This window comes from Mycobacterium sp. IDR2000157661, assembly GCF_022317005.1.
GTDB lineage: Bacteria > Actinomycetota > Actinomycetes > Mycobacteriales > Mycobacteriaceae > Mycobacterium.
Window position 1 is genome coordinate 1,157,496 of record NZ_CP081006.1, and the last position, 15,336, is coordinate 1,172,831.

General features: G+C 68.1%; 15 protein-coding genes. 6 read left to right on the forward strand and 9 right to left on the reverse strand.

What is annotated here, in order from left to right:
* Nucleotides 1–68 precede the first annotated feature (68 nt).
* The 4 genes from glnX to K3G64_RS06600 all read left to right on the forward strand — a co-directional run bounded on the left by glnX (nucleotide 69) and on the right by K3G64_RS06600 (nucleotide 5,318).
* Nucleotides 69–1,388, forward strand: a complete 1,320-nt coding sequence (gene glnX, locus K3G64_RS06585) for a protein kinase G-activating protein GlnX (RefSeq protein WP_238889831.1) — start codon at nucleotides 69–71, stop codon at nucleotides 1,386–1,388.
* Nucleotides 1,388–2,362, forward strand: a complete 975-nt coding sequence (locus K3G64_RS06590; RefSeq protein WP_238889834.1) for a glutamate ABC transporter substrate-binding protein — start codon at nucleotides 1,388–1,390, stop codon at nucleotides 2,360–2,362. The genes glnX and K3G64_RS06590 overlap by 1 nt, the downstream gene beginning before the upstream one ends.
* On the forward strand, nucleotides 2,362–4,623 hold the full coding sequence (locus K3G64_RS06595) for a serine/threonine-protein kinase PknG (protein ID WP_238889835.1): 2,262 nt from the start codon (nucleotides 2,362–2,364) through the stop codon (nucleotides 4,621–4,623). The genes K3G64_RS06590 and K3G64_RS06595 overlap by 1 nt, the downstream gene beginning before the upstream one ends.
* Before the next feature lie 248 nt (nucleotides 4,624–4,871).
* The gene (locus K3G64_RS06600) at nucleotides 4,872–5,318 is read left to right on the forward strand and encodes an STAS domain-containing protein (RefSeq protein ID WP_238889837.1); all 447 of its coding nucleotides are present in this window, start codon (nucleotides 4,872–4,874) and stop codon (nucleotides 5,316–5,318) included.
* Here the strand turns inward: K3G64_RS06600 and K3G64_RS06605 are convergent.
* The 4 genes from K3G64_RS06605 to fgd all read right to left on the reverse strand — a co-directional run bounded on the left by K3G64_RS06605 (nucleotide 5,253) and on the right by fgd (nucleotide 10,603).
* Complete coding sequence (locus tag K3G64_RS06605; protein ID WP_238889839.1) at nucleotides 5,253–6,383, reverse strand: acetate kinase; 1,131 nt, start codon at nucleotides 6,381–6,383, stop codon at nucleotides 5,253–5,255. The genes K3G64_RS06600 and K3G64_RS06605 overlap by 66 nt on opposite strands.
* Nucleotides 6,380–8,446, reverse strand: coding sequence for a phosphate acetyltransferase (pta, locus tag K3G64_RS06610; protein WP_238889841.1), 2,067 nt, complete (start codon nucleotides 8,444–8,446; stop codon nucleotides 6,380–6,382). Before pta ends, K3G64_RS06605 begins: the two co-directional genes overlap by 4 nt.
* A gap of 127 nt (nucleotides 8,447–8,573) precedes the next feature.
* Entirely contained in the window at nucleotides 8,574–9,566 is a 993-nt protein-coding gene (locus tag K3G64_RS06615) for an endonuclease/exonuclease/phosphatase family protein (RefSeq protein WP_238889843.1), read from the reverse strand.
* Between the two features lie 26 nt (nucleotides 9,567–9,592).
* The gene (gene fgd / locus K3G64_RS06620; protein ID WP_238889845.1) at nucleotides 9,593–10,603 is read right to left on the reverse strand and encodes a glucose-6-phosphate dehydrogenase (coenzyme-F420); all 1,011 of its coding nucleotides are present in this window, start codon (nucleotides 10,601–10,603) and stop codon (nucleotides 9,593–9,595) included.
* Nucleotides 10,604–10,663: 60 nt separating this feature from the next.
* Here fgd and K3G64_RS06625 point away from each other — a divergent pair, with 60 nt between their 5' ends.
* Nucleotides 10,664–11,398, forward strand: a complete 735-nt coding sequence (locus tag K3G64_RS06625) for an MBL fold metallo-hydrolase (protein ID WP_238889847.1) — start codon at nucleotides 10,664–10,666, stop codon at nucleotides 11,396–11,398.
* Here the strand turns inward: K3G64_RS06625 and K3G64_RS06630 are convergent.
* Both K3G64_RS06630 and K3G64_RS06635 read right to left on the reverse strand, forming a co-directional pair.
* On the reverse strand, nucleotides 11,395–11,622 hold the full coding sequence (locus tag K3G64_RS06630; protein WP_370647171.1) for a hypothetical protein: 228 nt from the start codon (nucleotides 11,620–11,622) through the stop codon (nucleotides 11,395–11,397). The genes K3G64_RS06625 and K3G64_RS06630 overlap by 4 nt on opposite strands.
* Nucleotides 11,623–11,754: 132 nt before the next feature.
* The gene (locus K3G64_RS06635; protein WP_238889851.1) at nucleotides 11,755–12,231 is read right to left on the reverse strand and encodes a GNAT family N-acetyltransferase; all 477 of its coding nucleotides are present in this window, start codon (nucleotides 12,229–12,231) and stop codon (nucleotides 11,755–11,757) included.
* 57 nt (nucleotides 12,232–12,288) lie between these two features.
* Here K3G64_RS06635 and K3G64_RS06640 point away from each other — a divergent pair, with 57 nt between their 5' ends.
* Complete coding sequence (locus K3G64_RS06640; RefSeq protein ID WP_238889853.1) at nucleotides 12,289–13,140, forward strand: SDR family oxidoreductase; 852 nt, start codon at nucleotides 12,289–12,291, stop codon at nucleotides 13,138–13,140.
* A gap of 80 nt (nucleotides 13,141–13,220) precedes the next feature.
* On the opposite strand, the gene K3G64_RS06645 is transcribed toward K3G64_RS06640, so the two are convergent.
* From K3G64_RS06645 to K3G64_RS06655, 3 genes are read right to left on the reverse strand one after another with little or no spacing between them, the layout of a single operon-like run.
* Nucleotides 13,221–13,664 carry a hypothetical protein gene (locus tag K3G64_RS06645; RefSeq protein WP_238889855.1) on the reverse strand — a complete coding sequence of 148 codons (444 nt, stop codon included), beginning with the start codon at nucleotides 13,662–13,664 and terminating at the stop codon, nucleotides 13,221–13,223.
* Complete coding sequence (locus tag K3G64_RS06650) at nucleotides 13,665–14,912, reverse strand: O-succinylhomoserine sulfhydrylase (RefSeq protein ID WP_238889856.1); 1,248 nt, start codon at nucleotides 14,910–14,912, stop codon at nucleotides 13,665–13,667.
* Complete coding sequence (locus K3G64_RS06655; RefSeq protein ID WP_238889857.1) at nucleotides 14,909–15,322, reverse strand: rhodanese-like domain-containing protein; 414 nt, start codon at nucleotides 15,320–15,322, stop codon at nucleotides 14,909–14,911. The genes K3G64_RS06650 and K3G64_RS06655 overlap by 4 nt, the downstream gene beginning before the upstream one ends.
* Between the last annotated feature and the right edge of the window lie 14 nt (nucleotides 15,323–15,336).

Consider the following 15,336-nt stretch of genomic DNA (forward strand, 5'->3'; position numbering starts at 1 on the left):
TCTTTTATACAGTTGAGTGCAGCCGGAATGACGAGTCGGAAAGCGAAGCAAATGAGGTCCGCGCGCACGTGACTGTGGAGTTGGCGCATCCGTCGACGGAGCCGCTCGCCTCGCGGTCGCCGACGACACCGACGCACCCACGGTGGTGGTTCCTGTGGACCACCCCGGGCCGGATCCTCACCATCGGCGTGGTGCTCGCCGCGTTGGTCGTCGCCAGCGCCTTCGCCACGTCCACGACGATCAACGACCGCCAGCGGGCGCTGACCACCGTCCTGAACCACACCGAGCCGTTGGCGTTCGCGGCGGGCCAGCTGTACACGACGCTTTCGGTCGCCGACGCCGCCGCGGCGACCGCATTCATCGCAGGCGCCGAACCGCGCAACGTCCGGCAACGCTACGAGCAGGCGATCACCGACGCATCGGTCGCCGTGACCAAGGCGTCGAGTGGGCTCACGGATGAAGAGATGGTGCAGCTGCTCGGCCGACTCAACGCACAGTTGTCGGTTTACACGGGACTGGTCGAAACCGCGCGCACCAACAACCGGGCCGGTAACCCGGTCGGCTCCTCGTATCTGTCGGAGGCGTCGGCGTTGATGCAGACGCAGATCCTGCCGCAGGCGCAACGGCTGTACGAGGAGACCTCCGAGCGGGTGGACGCCGAGACCACGGCGTCGACGCGGATCCCGGGCCCCGTCATCCTGGTGGTCCTCGCGACGCTGTTGTTCGGGGTGTTCGCCAACCGCTGGCTGGCCCGGCGGACCCGCAGGCGGATCAACATCGGCTTCGTGGCGGGCGGGCTGGCCGTGCTGATCATGTTGATGTGGGTCGGAACGGCGCTGATCATCTCCACCGCCGACAGCCGCAGCGCCAAGGACACCGCCGCGGAGTCGCTGAAGACCGTCACTAATCTCGCGATCACAGCGCAGCAGGCGCGCGCCGACGAAACCCTGGCGCTGATCCGGCGCGGGGACGAGACCGTGCGCAAGCAGTCCTACTACAACCGGATCGAGTTGATGCAGCAGCAGCTGTCGGAGTACCTGGCCCGCGACGACGCGATCGACAAAACCGATCTGTCCGGCGCCGTGAAACTCCTCGAGCGCTGGCGCGCGGCCGACGACCGGATCAACGCCTACATCAGTGTCGGGAACTACCAGGCCGCCACGCAGGTGGCGCTCGGCACCGGCGACGACGACTCGACACCCGCGTTCAACAAGCTCGACGAGGCCCTGAGCAGCGGCATCGAAGAGAGCCGCAGCCAACTGCGCGACGACATCATCAACGCCTACCGGGTGCTGTCCGGGGCGACCGTGGGCGCCGCCGTGCTCAGCGTGGCGGCGGCCATCGCCGTGGCGCTGGGGTTGTGGCCGAGATTGAGTGAGTACCGGTAATGAACAAGCAGCTCCTTCGAGTTTTTCTCGTCTTGCTCGCCGCGGCAGTGGCGCTCACCGGCTGCGCGCAGGCGGCGTCGGTGCCCACGCCTTCTGCGATCACCCTGACCCCACCGACGCCTGCGGGCATGGAAGAGCTGCCGCCGGAGCCGGTACGCGCGCCCGTTGACGACGAACAGGACTGCGACCGCATGGCCAGCCTGCGGCCGTTCCCCTCCAAGGCCGAGGCCGACGAGGCGGTGCGCAACATCCGGGCCCGCGGCCGGCTGATCGTCGGCCTGGACATCGGCAGCAACCTGTTCTCCTTCCGCGACCCCATCACCGGCAACGTCAGCGGATTCGACGTCGACATCGCCGGTGAGATCGCGCGCGACATCTTCGGCACCCCGGCCCAGGTGGAGTACCGGATACTGTCCTCGGCCGACCGGATCACCGCGCTGCAGAACAACCAGGTCGACGTGGTGGTCAAGACGATGACGATCACCTGCGAGCGCAAGGAGGTGGTGAACTTCTCGACCGCCTACTTCAACGCCAACCAGCGCATCCTGGTCCCGCGCGACTCGACGATCCGGCAGCCGTCGGACCTGTCGGGCCGCCGGGTGTGCGTCGCCAAGGGCACCACGTCGCTCGAGCGCATCCGGGAGATCACGCCGCCGCCGATCATCGTCGGGGTGGTGACGTGGGCCGATTGTCTGGTCGCGCTGCAGCAGCGGCAGGTGGATGCGGTGAGCACCGACGACTCGATCCTCGCCGGACTCGTGGCGCAGGACCCGTACCTGCGCATCGTCGGGCCCAGCCTCAGCCAGGAGCCCTACGGCATCGGCATCGGCCTGCAGAACACCGACCTGGTGCGGTTCGTCAACGGAACGCTCGAGCGGATCCGCCGCGACGGCACGTGGAGCACGCTGTACCGCAAATGGCTGACGGTGCTCGGCCCCGCACCCGCACCCCCGGTCGCGAGGTACGTCGACTGATGGCCGATCCCCCGCACGAGGACTTCGACGACGCCGGCCCGGGGACCCAACCGGCCAGCTTCGACGACATGGGGATGGACTCGGTGTCGACGATGCGCCCGATGTCCACGCAGGCGGTGTTCCGCCCTCAGTTCGACGACGACTCCGACGCCGTCTCGGTCATCACGGGCGACACCGAACCGCAGGACCACACCACCGCGACCAGGGCGCTCTCTCCGACGCGTCGCCTCGGTGGTGGCCTCGTCGAGATCCCCCGGGTGCCCGCGAAGGATCCGCTCGAGGCGCTGATGACCAATCCGGTGGTCGCCGAGTCGAAACGGTTCTGCTGGAACTGCGGTCGGCCCGTCGGCCGGTCCTCGGGTGAGGAAGCCGGACAGTCCGAAGGTTGGTGCCCGAACTGCGGCAGCTCTTATTCCTTTCTGCCGCAGCTCAATCCGGGCGACATGGTGGCCGACCAGTACGAGATCAAGGGCTGCATCGCACACGGCGGCCTCGGCTGGGTCTATCTGGCCTTCGACCACAACGTCAACGAACGGCCGGTCGTCCTCAAGGGTCTGGTGCACTCCGGCGACGCCGAGGCGCAGAAGATCGCGATGGCCGAGCGGCAGTTCCTCGCCGAGGTGACCCATCCCGGCATCGTGAAGATCTACAACTTCGTCGAGCACGGCGACAAGCACGGCAACCCGGTCGGTTACATCGTGATGGAGTACGTCGGCGGGACGTCGCTCAGGCCGGCCAGGGGTGAGAAGCTGCCCGTCGCCCAGGCCATCGGTTACATGCTCGAGATCCTGCCTGCGTTGGGCTACCTGCACTCGATCGGGTTGACCTACAACGACCTCAAGCCCGAGAACATCATGATCACCGAGGAGCAGCTCAAGCTGATCGACCTCGGCGCGGTATCGACGATCAACTCGTTCGGCTACCTCTACGGCACCCCGGGCTATCAGGCGCCGGAGATCGTGCGTACAGGCCCGACGGTGGCCACCGACATCTACACCGTCGGCCGCACGCTGGCCGCGCTGACGCTGAACCTGCGTACCCGCAAGGGCCGCTACGTCGACGGCCTGCCCGAAGACGACCCGGTGCTGAGCATCTACGACTCGTTCGGACGGGCCCTGCGCCGCGCCATCGACCCCGACCCGCGCAGGCGGTTCGGCAGTTCCGAGGAGATGTCGGGCCAGCTGCTTGGCGTGCTGCGTGAGGTCGTCGCCCAGGACACCGGCTCGCCCAAACCCGGTCTGTCGACGGTGTTCTCCCCGTCGCGGTCCACGTTCGGCGTCGATCTGCTCGTCGCACACACCGACGTGTATCTCGACGGGCAGGTGCATTCGGAGCGGCTGACCGCGCAGGAGATCGTCAAGGTGCTGCCGGTGCCGCTGGTCGATCCGGCCGACATCGGTGCCGCGGTGCTGTCGGCGGCGGTGCTGTCCGAGCCGGTGCAGACGCTCGATTCGCTGCGTGCGGCGCGGCACGGCACGCTGGAGGCCGAGGGCATCGACCTGTCGGACTCGGTGGAGCTGCCGTTGATGGAGGTCCGCGCCCTGCTGGACCTCGGCGACGTCGCCAAGGCCAACCGCAAGCTCGACGAGCTGGCCGACCGCGCCGGCTGGCGCTGGCGACTGGTGTGGTTCAAGGCGGTCGCCGAGATGCTATCGGCCGACTACGACTCGGCGACCAAGCACTTCACCGAGGTGCTGGACACGCTGCCGGGTGAGTTGGCGCCCAAGCTCGCGCTGGCCGCCACCGCGGAACTGGCAGGCACCGCCGACGAACGCAAGTTCTACAACACCGTGTGGTCCACGGACAACGGCGTGATCTCTGCGGGGTTCGGGCTGGCGCGGGCACAGTCGGCGGAAGGGGACCGGGAGGCGGCGGTACGCACCCTCGACAAGGTTCCGGTGATGTCACGCCACTTCACCACCGCCCGCCTCACGAGTGCGGTGACGCTGCTGTCGGGTCGCTCGACGAACGAGATCACCGAGCAGCACATCCGCGACGCCGCCCGGCGGGTGGAGGCGCTGCCCGACACCGAGCCACGCGTGCTGCAGATCCGCGCACTGGTGCTCGGCACGGCCATGGACTGGCTGGCCGACCACACCGCCAGCACCAACCACATCCTCGGGTTCCCGTTCACCGAGCACGGGCTGCAATTGGGCGTCGAGTCGTCGCTGCGCGCCCTGGCGCGGGTGGCCCCGACCCAGGCGCACCGCTATGCGTTGGTGGATCTGGCTAACAGCGTGCGGCCGACGAGTACCTTCTAGCGGCACCTAAGAAATCCGCGCGCAGTCACAGCAACGTTCGGCCGGTCAACACGCTGGTCAGAGCGTCGTCGGTGCTCAGAAACCCATGGTCAAGGTGCGCGATCCGTAGTAATCTGCGTCACAGGTTGAGTTCACAGCCACCAGGTGACGTCATCGGCGTCGGGGTGAACTCCCGGCGTGCGGCTTTTACCAACGAGGGTCCCCCCTGGCGCCATCCGCGTACTAATCCTCGACTGATGGAGTGCACGGTGTCTGCTATCGGAACCTGCCGCGTGTTCCGCCCCGACCCCCGGTCGTTCGATCGTTGCGAACGACACCACAGGGGCAATTTCTCCGCATCGCACCTTCACGGCTCGACGGTCGTCGTCTCCGTCGAGGGCGAGATCGACGCCACCAACAACCGGGCGCTCGCCAACTACGTCGAAGGCCGGGTCGCCGGCGCCAAGCGCCTGCTGCTCGATCTGCGGCTCGTCGACTTCTTCGGCACGGCCGGGTTCGCGGCCCTGCACAACGTCAACGTCGTCTGCTCCCGCCTCGGGGTGAGCTGGCAGCTGCGGTGCGGCAGGCAGGTCCGCAGGCTGCTGGCGATCTGCGACCCGGACGGCACGCTGCCGCTCGAAGAAGCGCAGTCAGTCCTCGACGAGCTGGGCGCAGGCCCGGGCGATCGCCAACTCCTCATCGGTGGGAATCACTAGCACCGTCGTCGGGGAGTTCTCCGCAGAGATCCGCCGGGCCGTCTTGGCCGGGCTGGCGTTGAGATGTTCGTCGAGTTCGATACCCAGCGGCGCCATGCCGCTCAGCGCGTCACGGCGCGCTGCGGCGTCGTTCTCCCCGACCCCGGCGGTGAACGTGATGACGTCGGCCGAGCCCAGCAGCGCCAGATAGGCGCCGATGTACTTGCGCAGGCGGTGGATGTAGACGTCGTAGGCCAGTTGCGCCGCGGGGTCGCCGGCGTCGATGCGCTGGTGCAGCACCCGGAAGTCGGTCTCGCCGCTGAGCCCGCGGACGCCGGAACTGCGGTTGAGCATCTCCTCGATGTCCTCGATGCTCATGCCCGCGGTGCGCCACAGATACATCAGCAACCCGGGGTCGACATCACCCGAGCGGGTGCCCATCACCAGGCCCTCCATCGGGGTCAACCCCATCGACGTGTCCACGGGCCTGCCGCCGACGATGGCCGAGGCCGACGCCCCGTTACCCAGGTGCAGCACGATCTGGCGCAGCGACTCCAGCGGCACCCCGAGGTAGGCGGCGGCCTGTTCACTGACGTACTGGTGCGACGTGCCGTGAAACCCGTAGCGGCGGACATGCCACCGCTCGGCCACGTCGCGGTCGATCGCATACGTCGCCGCGGCAGGCGGCAGGCGGTGGAAGAACGCGGTGTCGAACACGGCGACGTGAGGAAGATCGGGCAGGGCTCGGCGAGCCTCCTCGATGCCCAGCAGTGCAGGCGGATTGTGCAGCGGGGCGAGCGAGGACAACTCGTCGATCTTGGCGACCAGCGCGTCGTCGACCAGTGTCGGGCGGTAGATGTCCGGGCCGCCGTGCACCACGCGATGGCCGACCGCGACGACTCCCGCCATGTCGTCGGCGAGCTCGTCGAACACCACCCGCAGCGCGGCGCCGTGATCGGGGACGTCGCCGTCACCGATCCGCTCCACGATGCCATCGGCGACCATGGTGGCCGTGTCCGGTTCGATCACTGCGTATTTGAGCGACGATGAACCCGAGTTGAGGACAAGGACGCGGTGGCCCGTCAATTCTCCGTGCTCCCCGCGTCCGCGGGCTTCTGCGCCTGGATCGCGGTGATCGCCACGGTGTTGACGATGTCGGCGACCAGTGCGCCTCGCGACAGGTCGTTGACCGGCTTCTTCAGCCCCTGCAGCACCGGGCCGATCGCGATCGCACCTGCGCTGCGCTGAACCGCCTTGTACGTGTTGTTGCCGGTGTTGAGGTCGGGGAAGATCAGCACGGTCGCGCGGCCCGCCACCTCCGAGTCGGGCATCTTGGTCCTGGCCACCGACGGCTCCACCGCGGCGTCGTACTGGATCGGCCCGTCGACGAGTAGATCCGGTTCCCGCTGTCGCACCAATTCCGTTGCGGCTCTTACCTTGTCGACGTCCGCACCGGTGCCGCTGCTGCCGGTCGAGTAGGACAGCATCGCGACGAGCGGTTCGATGCCGAAGCGGTCCGCGGTTCGCGCCGAGGAGATCGCGATGTCGGCCAGTTGCTCGGCGGTCGGATCCGGCACGATCGCACAGTCGCCGTAGGCCAGTACCCGGTCGGCCAGACACATCAGGAAGATGCTGGACACGGTCTCGACGTCGGGCAGGGTCTTGATGATCTCGAACGACGGCCGCACCGTGTGCGCCGTGGTGTGCCGCGCGCCGGACACCATGCCGTCGACCATGTCGTTGTGCACCAGCATGGTGCCGAAGTAGGACACGTCGTGGATGATCTCCCGGGCCTGCTCGACGGTGACGCCCTTTTGCTTGCGCAGTTCGGCGTACTGTTCGGCGAACTTGTCGCACAGGTCGCTGGTCTGCGGGTCGAGCACCGCGGCGGCCGAGATGTCCACTCCGAGTTCGGCTGCGCGGGAACGCACCTGGGACTCCTCACCGAGAATGGTGAGGTCGGCCACCTCCCGGTCCAACAGCCGCCCCGCGGCGGTGAGGATGCGGTCGTCGTCGCCCTCGGGCAGCACGATGTGTCTACGGTCCCTGCGCGCCCATTCCAGCAACTGGTAGGTGAACATCTGCGGCGTGACCACGTTGGGGATCGGAATCGTCAACTGCGTCAACAGATCCGCCGTGTCGACATGCCTCTCCATCAGCGAGAGCGCGGTGTCGATCTTACGCAGCGACTTCGAGGTGACCCGGCCGCGCGCCGACGCCACCTTGCCCGCGGCCTCGAACGTGCCGAAGCGGGTGGTGACGATCGGCAGTCGCAGGCCCAGCCCTGACACCAGCGAGGCGATCGACGGGTGCAACTCCAGCCCACCGTTGAGGATCAGCGCCGACAGGGTAGGGAAGCCCTCGGCCACGTGGGCGCTGACGACGGCGAGCACCACGTCGGAGCGATCGCCGGGGGTGATGACGGCGACCCCCTCGGTCAGCCGCTCCAGGACGTGTTCGGCGGTCATGCCTGCCACCAGTACGTCCATCGCCTCTCGCGACAACAGCGCCGGATCGCCGCAGATGACGGTGCCTTCGACCGCCTCCTGCAACTCGGCGACCGACGCGGCGACCAGCAGCGGATCCTCGGGCAGCACATAGCTCTTGGGCTCGAACGGCTCGAGCGCATCGGCGACCGCGGCCAACTCGTCCGGGGCGCAGCGGTTCGCGACCACCGCGGCGGTGTGGGCGTGCTGGGCGGCGATCTCGACCAGGCACACGTCGACGAGGTGGGCCACCTGTTCGGGGCTGCGGCCCTTGGCCTTCACGGCCAGCACGATGGAGGCGCCCAGGTTGGCGGCGATGCGCGCGTTGGTCGACAGCTCACTGGGCGCGGCCACGTCGGTGTAGTCGCTGCCGACGATCAGCACCGCGTCGCACTGGTCGGCGACGTGGTGGTAGCGGTCGACGATCTCGGCGAGCGCGGCATCGGGGTCGTCGTGCAGCTGCTGGTAGCCGACGCCGACGCACTCGTCGTAGCCAAGCCCGGCGGTGCTCTGCTCGAGCAGCAGTTCGAGGATGTAGTCCCGTTCCTCGCCGACGCGGGTGATCGGCCGGAACACACCGACTTTGGCGGCAGTGGCCGTCAGCCGGTGCAGGATGCCCAGCGCGATCGTCGACTTGCCGGTGTCGCCTTCGGGTGACGCCACGTAGACGGCGGATGAGCGCTCGCGCGAAGACAATGAGTCAGATGAGCGCTCGCGCGAAGACAATGAGTCAGATGAGCGCTCGCGCGAAGGCAATGAGTCAGCCGGCACCCGACCAGCCTAGGGCACCTCAGCCGGTGGTCGGGTCCACGGGGATGTCGACGACTGCGAACAGGCCGCGGTGGTCGGAGCCCGAGACGGCGACGGTCTGGGCCGACGTCGCGACGGCGTTGCGCACCAACACGTGGTCGATCCCCACGACCGGTGGTCGCCACGGCCGGCTGGGATAGCTTCTCGTGAGTCCCGCGCCGGCTTGTTCGGCCGCATCGCGGTAGCCCTCGTCGAGCAGCGCCCGAAACGGCCGCATGTCATAGGTGGCGTTGAGATCGCCGGCGACGATCACCGCACCCGGCCCCGCATCGCGGGCGAGCGCGCGCAACGTCGACGGCAACCGCTCGATGTCGCCGCGGAACCAACGCAGCGGCTGCACCCACGGTGCGGCCAGGTGCACGGCGAGCACCGTCGTGTCGAACCGCACGCCGGGCACCGTGATGCGGGCGCGCAGCATCGGCATCTGGTAACCGCCGATCGGCGCCGAGGCCACGATCGGATGCCGACTCCATACCCCGATCCCGGCCGCCATCGGTTGTGGGTCGAGGACGCGGTGCGGAAATCCGGCGTCCAGTCCGGCAGCCGACATCGCGGCCGCCACCTGTGGCGTCATCTCCTCGACCACCAGCACATCGGCCGCCACGTCGGCCAGCGCGACGACGGCGCGCGGATCAGCCTGTCCGAGTCCGAGATTCGCGGTGACGACACGCAGCGCCACCGACGGCGCACCGACCTCGTCGGGCCCGATGTACCGGGGCGCAAGCACCGCCAGCATGACCATCGCCAGGCAGGCGGCCACGATGGTGAGGACCCAGCGACGCGCCACGGCGAACAACACCATCGCCACGACGGCCAGGGGCGTCAGGTAGGGCGAGGCCGCGGCCAGCACCAGCACCACCTCATGAGTGATCGGCAGGTAGCGCGCCAGCAGCGCCGCCGCGGCGATGCCGAAGGCCAGAGCGCCGAGACCCACCGCGAACGCACCGAGGATCGTCGCCAACACTCGGAACACGGTGTGTTGGTCCGGTCTTCGGCCGCTCAGCCCAGCCGGCGCAGGCGCGGCTCGAGATCCTTGCCGAACAGCTCGAGGAAGCGGCGCTGATCGTGGCCTGGGGCGTGGAACACCAGGTGGTTCAGTCCCCAGTCAACGTAGTCCTTGACCTTCTCGACGGCTTCGTCGGGATCGGACGCGACGATCCAGCGCTTGGCGACCTGCTCGATGGGCAGTTCGTCGGCGGCCTTCTCCATCTCCATGGGGTCGTCGATGGAGTGCTTCTGTTCGGCGGTCAGCGACAGCGGTGCCCAGAACCGGGTGTTCTCCAGCGCCAGTTCCGGATCGGTGTCGTAGGAGATCTTGATCTCGATCATCCGGTCGATGTCGTCGGGATTGCGGTCGGCGGCCGCGGCGCCCTCCTTGACGGCCGGGATGAGCTTGTCCTTGTACAGTTCCTCGCCCTTGCCCGAGGTGCAGATGAACCCGTCGCCCGCGCGGCCGGCGTACTTGGCGACCACCGGGCCGCCCGCCGCGATGTAGACCGGGACACCGCCCTCGGGCACGTCGTAGATCGAGGCGCCCTTGGTGTGGTAATACTCGCCGTCGAAGTCGACCCGGTCGCCGAGCCACAGTTCGCGCATCAGCCTGACCGACTCGCGCAGCCGGGCGAAGCGCTCCTTGAACTCGGGCCAGTCCCCTTCGTAGCCCGTGGCGATCTCGTTGAGCGCCTCACCGGTTCCCACGCCGAGCATGACCCGCCCCGGGTACAGACACCCCATCGTCGCGAACGCCTGGGCGATCACGGCGGGGTTGTAGCGGAACGTCGGCGTCATCACCGACGTGCCGAGCATGATGCGCTCGGTGCGCTCGCCGACCGCGGTCATCCACGCCAGCGAGAACGGCGCGTGTCCACCTTCGTGGCGCCACGGCTGGAAGTGATCGCTGACGACGGCGCTGTCCATGCCGTGCTCTTCGGCGGCGACGCCGAGTTCGACGAGTTCCCGCGGCGCGAACTGCTCCGCCGACGCCTTGTATCCGAGCTTGAGCTCACCCATTGATTTCCGCTCCTCGCGTGCGCACGGTTTCTTTTCTACTCCCCTGCCTACACTCGCGGCATGCCAGCAGCCTTGACGGCGGTGACCGACAGTGTGCACTTCGCCTACACCGACCTCGTCAACTGGACGTTGGTCACCGACGGTGAGGGTGTGGTGCTGATCGACGCAGGCTTTCCCGGCAGCCGGGACGACGTGCTGGCCTCGCTGCGTCGACTGGGCTTCGGCGTCGACGACCTACGCGCGATCCTGTTGACCCACGCGCACGTCGACCACTTCGGATCGGCCATCTGGTTCGCCCGCACCCATGGCACACCGGTGTTCTGCCACGCCGCGGAGGTCGGTCACGCCAAGCGGGAGTACCTGGAGCAGGCGTCGCCGGTCGACATCGCCAAGCACGCCTGGCGTCCGCGCTACCTCACCTGGTCGCTGGCGATCACCCGCAAGGGCGCCATGGTGCGCGACGGCATCCCGACCGCTTCGGCACTGACCGAGGACATCGCAACCGGCCTGCCCGGTGCGCCGAAGGCGATCCCGACCCCGGGGCACACCGGCGGACACTGCTCGTTCCTCGTCGACGGCGTGGTGGTGACCGGGGACGCGTTGGTCACCGGGCATCCGCTGCTGACGCGCGGGGGGCCCCAGTTGCTTCCCGGACTGTTCAACCACGACGAGGAGGGCTGCGTGCGCAGCCTGTCCGTCCTGGCCCTGCTCGACGCCGACGTGCTGCTACCGGGCCACGGGCCGATGTGGCGCGGGTCGATCCGCGAGGCAGCCGAGACCGCCGCGCGCCGCTAGACGAGCTTCTGGTAGCCGAGGAGGAAGACCGCCGTCAGGCACAGGCCGCAGGCCACGACGATCGTCGGCATCAGGATCATGGCGTCGAGTTCGTCGTCATTGAGAACATCGTCGTCGAACCGGCCGAACAGCACCCGGGCCACCCCGGTCCTGCGGAACGTGTGCACCATCAGCCGCACGGGCTTGGTCTCCCGGTTGCGGCCGATCAGCGCGCGCGAGCCCATTCCGACGATGAAGACCAGCACGGCGGCGGCCACCAACAGCCAGCCGACCGTCGTCTGCGTAAAAGCCACATCCACCACCCCGGCGTCGCTGTGCTGGTTGTGCTCCTCGCGTGTGCGACACCACCCGCCAGCCTATAGACACTTCAGGAATGCGATCGGATACACCTCGCGGTCGGCCTTCAGCGGTTCGGCCAGCCGGGTGTAACCGGTCGAGGAGTACAGCGCCTCGGCCTCTGGCTGGCGATCGCCCGTCGTCAGGTAGACCCGGCGGTAGCCCCGCGTGGCGATCTCGGCCTCCAGTTCGGCCAGCAGCGCCTTGGCGTACCCGCGCTGCCGGTGGCCGCTGTCGGTCCAGATGCGTTTGAGCTCGGCGGTTTCGGCGTCGAAGCGCTGGAACGCCCCACCGGTGACCGGCTGGTCGCCGACCAGACCGATCAGCAGCCCGCCGTCCGGCGCGGCGAAGTCCTCGGCGGGATGGCTGCGCAGCCAGGCCATCACCCGCTCTCGGGTGCCGCCGTACCGGTGGGCGTACTCGACCGCCAGTTCCGCGAGCAGGGGTGCGGCCAGCGGGTCGTCCTGGCCGACGGCCACGAAGCGCAACGCGGTCACGCTGACGAAGATAGCCGCACTTCCAGCCGAAACTTGACACGTGTAAAGTTTGGCCGCATGGACAACATCAGGGGCAAGACGATTGCGATCACCGGCGCCGCCCGCGGCATCGGCTACGCGACCGCCAAGGCGCTGCTGGCGCGCGGCGCCCGCGTGGTGATCGGCGATCGCGACGTGGCGCTGCAGGAGTCGGCCGTCGCGCAGCTGACCAAACTGGGCCCGGTGTCGGGCTACCCGCTCGACGTCACCGACCGCGAGTCGTTCGCGACCTTCCTGGACAAGGCCCGCGTGGACGGTGGCGGTCGCATCGACGTTCTGATCAACAACGCCGGTGTGATGCCCATCGGCCCGTTCGTCGAAGAGTCCGAACAGGCGATCCGGTCCTCGCTCGAGGTCAACCTCTACGGCGTCATCACAGGTTGCCAGTTGGTGCTGCCCGACATGATCGCCCGGCGCAGCGGGCACATCATCAACATCGCCTCGCTGTCGGGTCTCATCCCGGTGCCGGGTCAGGTCGTCTACGTTGGCGCGAAGTTCGGTGTCGTCGGCCTGACCGCCGCGCTGGCCGACGAGGTCGCACGCCACAACGTGGACGTCTCGGTGGTCATGCCGCCGTTCACCCGAACGGAACTGATCTCCGGCACCAAGGAGACGGTCGGCACCAAGCCGGTCGAGCCAGAGGAGATCGCCGCCGCGATCGTCAAGACCCTCGACAAGCCGAAGACGCATGTGGCGGTGCCGCCCTTCCTGCGCTTCACCGCGCAGGCGGCCCAGATGCTCGGGCCGAGGGGCCGGCGGTGGATGAACCGCAAACTGGGCCTCGACCACGTGTTCCTGGAATTCGACACCAGCGCGCGCAAGGGCTACGAGGACCGGGCACGCACCGCGCAGGGCGTCGTAGAGGGTTAGCACAGTTAGCAACGCCGACTGTGGGGGCTATCGATGAGATGCGGTCCCGTCACCACCACAAAGCGCCACAGTCGCCGCGGTCAGTCGAAGCTGGGCGCCGGATCGCCCAGACGATAGGCCTCGACCACCTCGACGGCTTCGAAGAGTTCGTCGAAATCGAACTGATAGTCGTCGGCCGTCCCGACGAACACCACATGCGCGACGTCGTGACCGTCGTCGGCGGTCACCACGATCGTCGTCACCGACACCACCTCGTCGGGATCGGCGGCGTCGGCATGCGACGGCGGGTAGAACCACAGCGCCGACTCGTCGTCGGACAACTCGTCGTCGAACACCCAGCCGCGCTCGGTGAGTCGTTGGTCGAAGGTCTCCAGTATCGCGGCGAGTTCGATGTCCTCTGACAGCGAGTCCATCACCGTGTCCGGCAACCACCGGTCGTCGCGCGCGGCCTGGCGCTTGCGCCGACGCGCCTTCTTGGCTTGCGCTTTTTTGCTCCTCGCGTGCGCGTCCGACCTGCGCGACACCTAGCTCAGCGCCCGGTCGAGATCGTCCAGCAGATCCTCGGTTCCCTCCAGACCCACCGACACCCGCACCACGCCGTCACCGAGTCCGATCGCGGCACGGCCCTCGGGTCCCATCGCGCGGTGCGTGGTGGTGGCCGGGTGGGTGATCAGCGACTTGGCGTCACCGAGGTTGTTCGAGATGTCGATGATGCGCAGCTTGTCGAGCACCTCGAACGCCCGGTCCTTCGTCGCGGCTGCATTGCCGGCTCCGCCGGCGCTCGCCAGCTCGAACGTGACAACCGTTCCGCCGCCGCTCATCTGGCGCTTCGCCAGATCGTATTGCGGGTGTGACTCCAGGAACGGGTAACGCACCCAGCTCACCGCCGGGTGGTTCTGCAGGAACTCGGCCACCCGCTGCGCCGAGTTGTTCTGGTAGTCGACCCGGACCGCCAGCGTCTCCAGACCCTTGAGCAGCGTCCACGCGTTGAAGGGGCTCAACGCCGGGCCGGTGTGGCGCATCAATTTCTGCACCGATTCGTCGATGTAGGCCTTGTCGCCCAGGATCGCCCCACCCAGCACGCGGCCCTGGCCGTCGATGTGCTTGGTGCCCGAGTACACGACGACGTCGGCGCCAAGCGGCATGCCCTGCTGCAGGACCGGAGTGGCGAACACATTGTCCAGCACCACTTTCGCGCCAGCGGCATGGGCGAGGTCGCAGACCGCCGCGATGTCGACCAGCTGCTGCATCGGGTTGGACGGCGTTTCGAAGAACACGGCCCGGGTGGGCTTGGAAGTATCGGCCAGGGCTTGCTCCCACTGGGAGAGGTCGTCGCCGTCGACGAACACCGTCTCCACACCCCAGCGCGGCAGGATCTCGTTGCAGACCACGAAGCAGGACCCGAACAGCGACCGCGCCGCGACCAGCCGGTCGCCCGCGGCCAGCAGCGCTCCGAGCGAGGTGAAGACCGCCGCCATCCCGGTCGCCGTCGCGAAACATGCAGGCGCACCCTCCATCAGGCGCAGCCGCTCTTCGAACATCGAAATGGTCGGATTGCCGTAGCGGGAGTACACGTAGCGGTCGATGTCGCCGGTGAACGCCTTCTCCGCCTCTGATGCGGACGCGTACACGTAACCCGAGGTGAGGTACATCGCCTCGGCGGTCTCCTCGAAACCCGAGCGCAACAGCCCGCCGCGCACCCCGATGGTCGCCTGGCTGACACCCTCGGGCAGTTCGGCGGGGATCCGAACGGACGGAACCTCGGCACTCATGACTGTTTCCACGGTAGGCCGACGGCCTTCCAGCCGGTGCCGCCGCGGTGGCGATCCTCGTCCAGGTTGCCCTCGAAACCGTCGAGGATGTTGTACGACGGCGCGATACCGGCCGCGGTGGCGGCCTCGGCGGCGCCGATCGAGCGATTGCCGGAGCGGCACAAGAACACCACCGGCCGGGTCCCCGGTGCGATTCCCGCCGACCGGAGGTCGTCGACGAACGACTCGTTGCGCGTTCCGTCGGTGCGATTCCACTCGATGAAGACCGCATCGCGTTGCAGCGAAGACAGATCCGGCACCCCTACGAAACGCCACTCGGCGTCGGTGCGGACGTCCACCAGCACGGCGTCCGGGGTGTCGGCCAGCAGCTTCCAGGCCTCCTCGGGCGTGATGTCTCCCGCATAACTCACGGACGTGAGTGTCC

What these genes read in the sequence shown, in the direction of transcription:
- K3G64_RS06630 (WP_370647171.1), bottom strand. Translation starts at nt 11,622, where the DNA reads ATGGGCTCGCGCGCGCTGATCGGCCGCAACCGGGAGACCAAGCCCGTG.
- K3G64_RS06595 (WP_238889835.1), top strand. Translation starts at nt 2,362, where the DNA reads ATGGCCGATCCCCCGCACGAGGACTTCGACGACGCCGGCCCGGGGACC.
- K3G64_RS06640 (WP_238889853.1), top strand. Translation starts at nt 12,289, where the DNA reads ATGGACAACATCAGGGGCAAGACGATTGCGATCACCGGCGCCGCCCGC.
- K3G64_RS06590 (WP_238889834.1), top strand. Translation starts at nt 1,388, where the DNA reads ATGAACAAGCAGCTCCTTCGAGTTTTTCTCGTCTTGCTCGCCGCGGCA.
- fgd (WP_238889845.1), bottom strand. Translation starts at nt 10,603, where the DNA reads ATGGGTGAGCTCAAGCTCGGATACAAGGCGTCGGCGGAGCAGTTCGCG.
- K3G64_RS06650 (WP_238889856.1), bottom strand. Translation starts at nt 14,912, where the DNA reads ATGAGTGCCGAGGTTCCGTCCGTTCGGATCCCCGCCGAACTGCCCGAG.
- K3G64_RS06625 (WP_238889847.1), top strand. Translation starts at nt 10,664, where the DNA reads ATGCCAGCAGCCTTGACGGCGGTGACCGACAGTGTGCACTTCGCCTAC.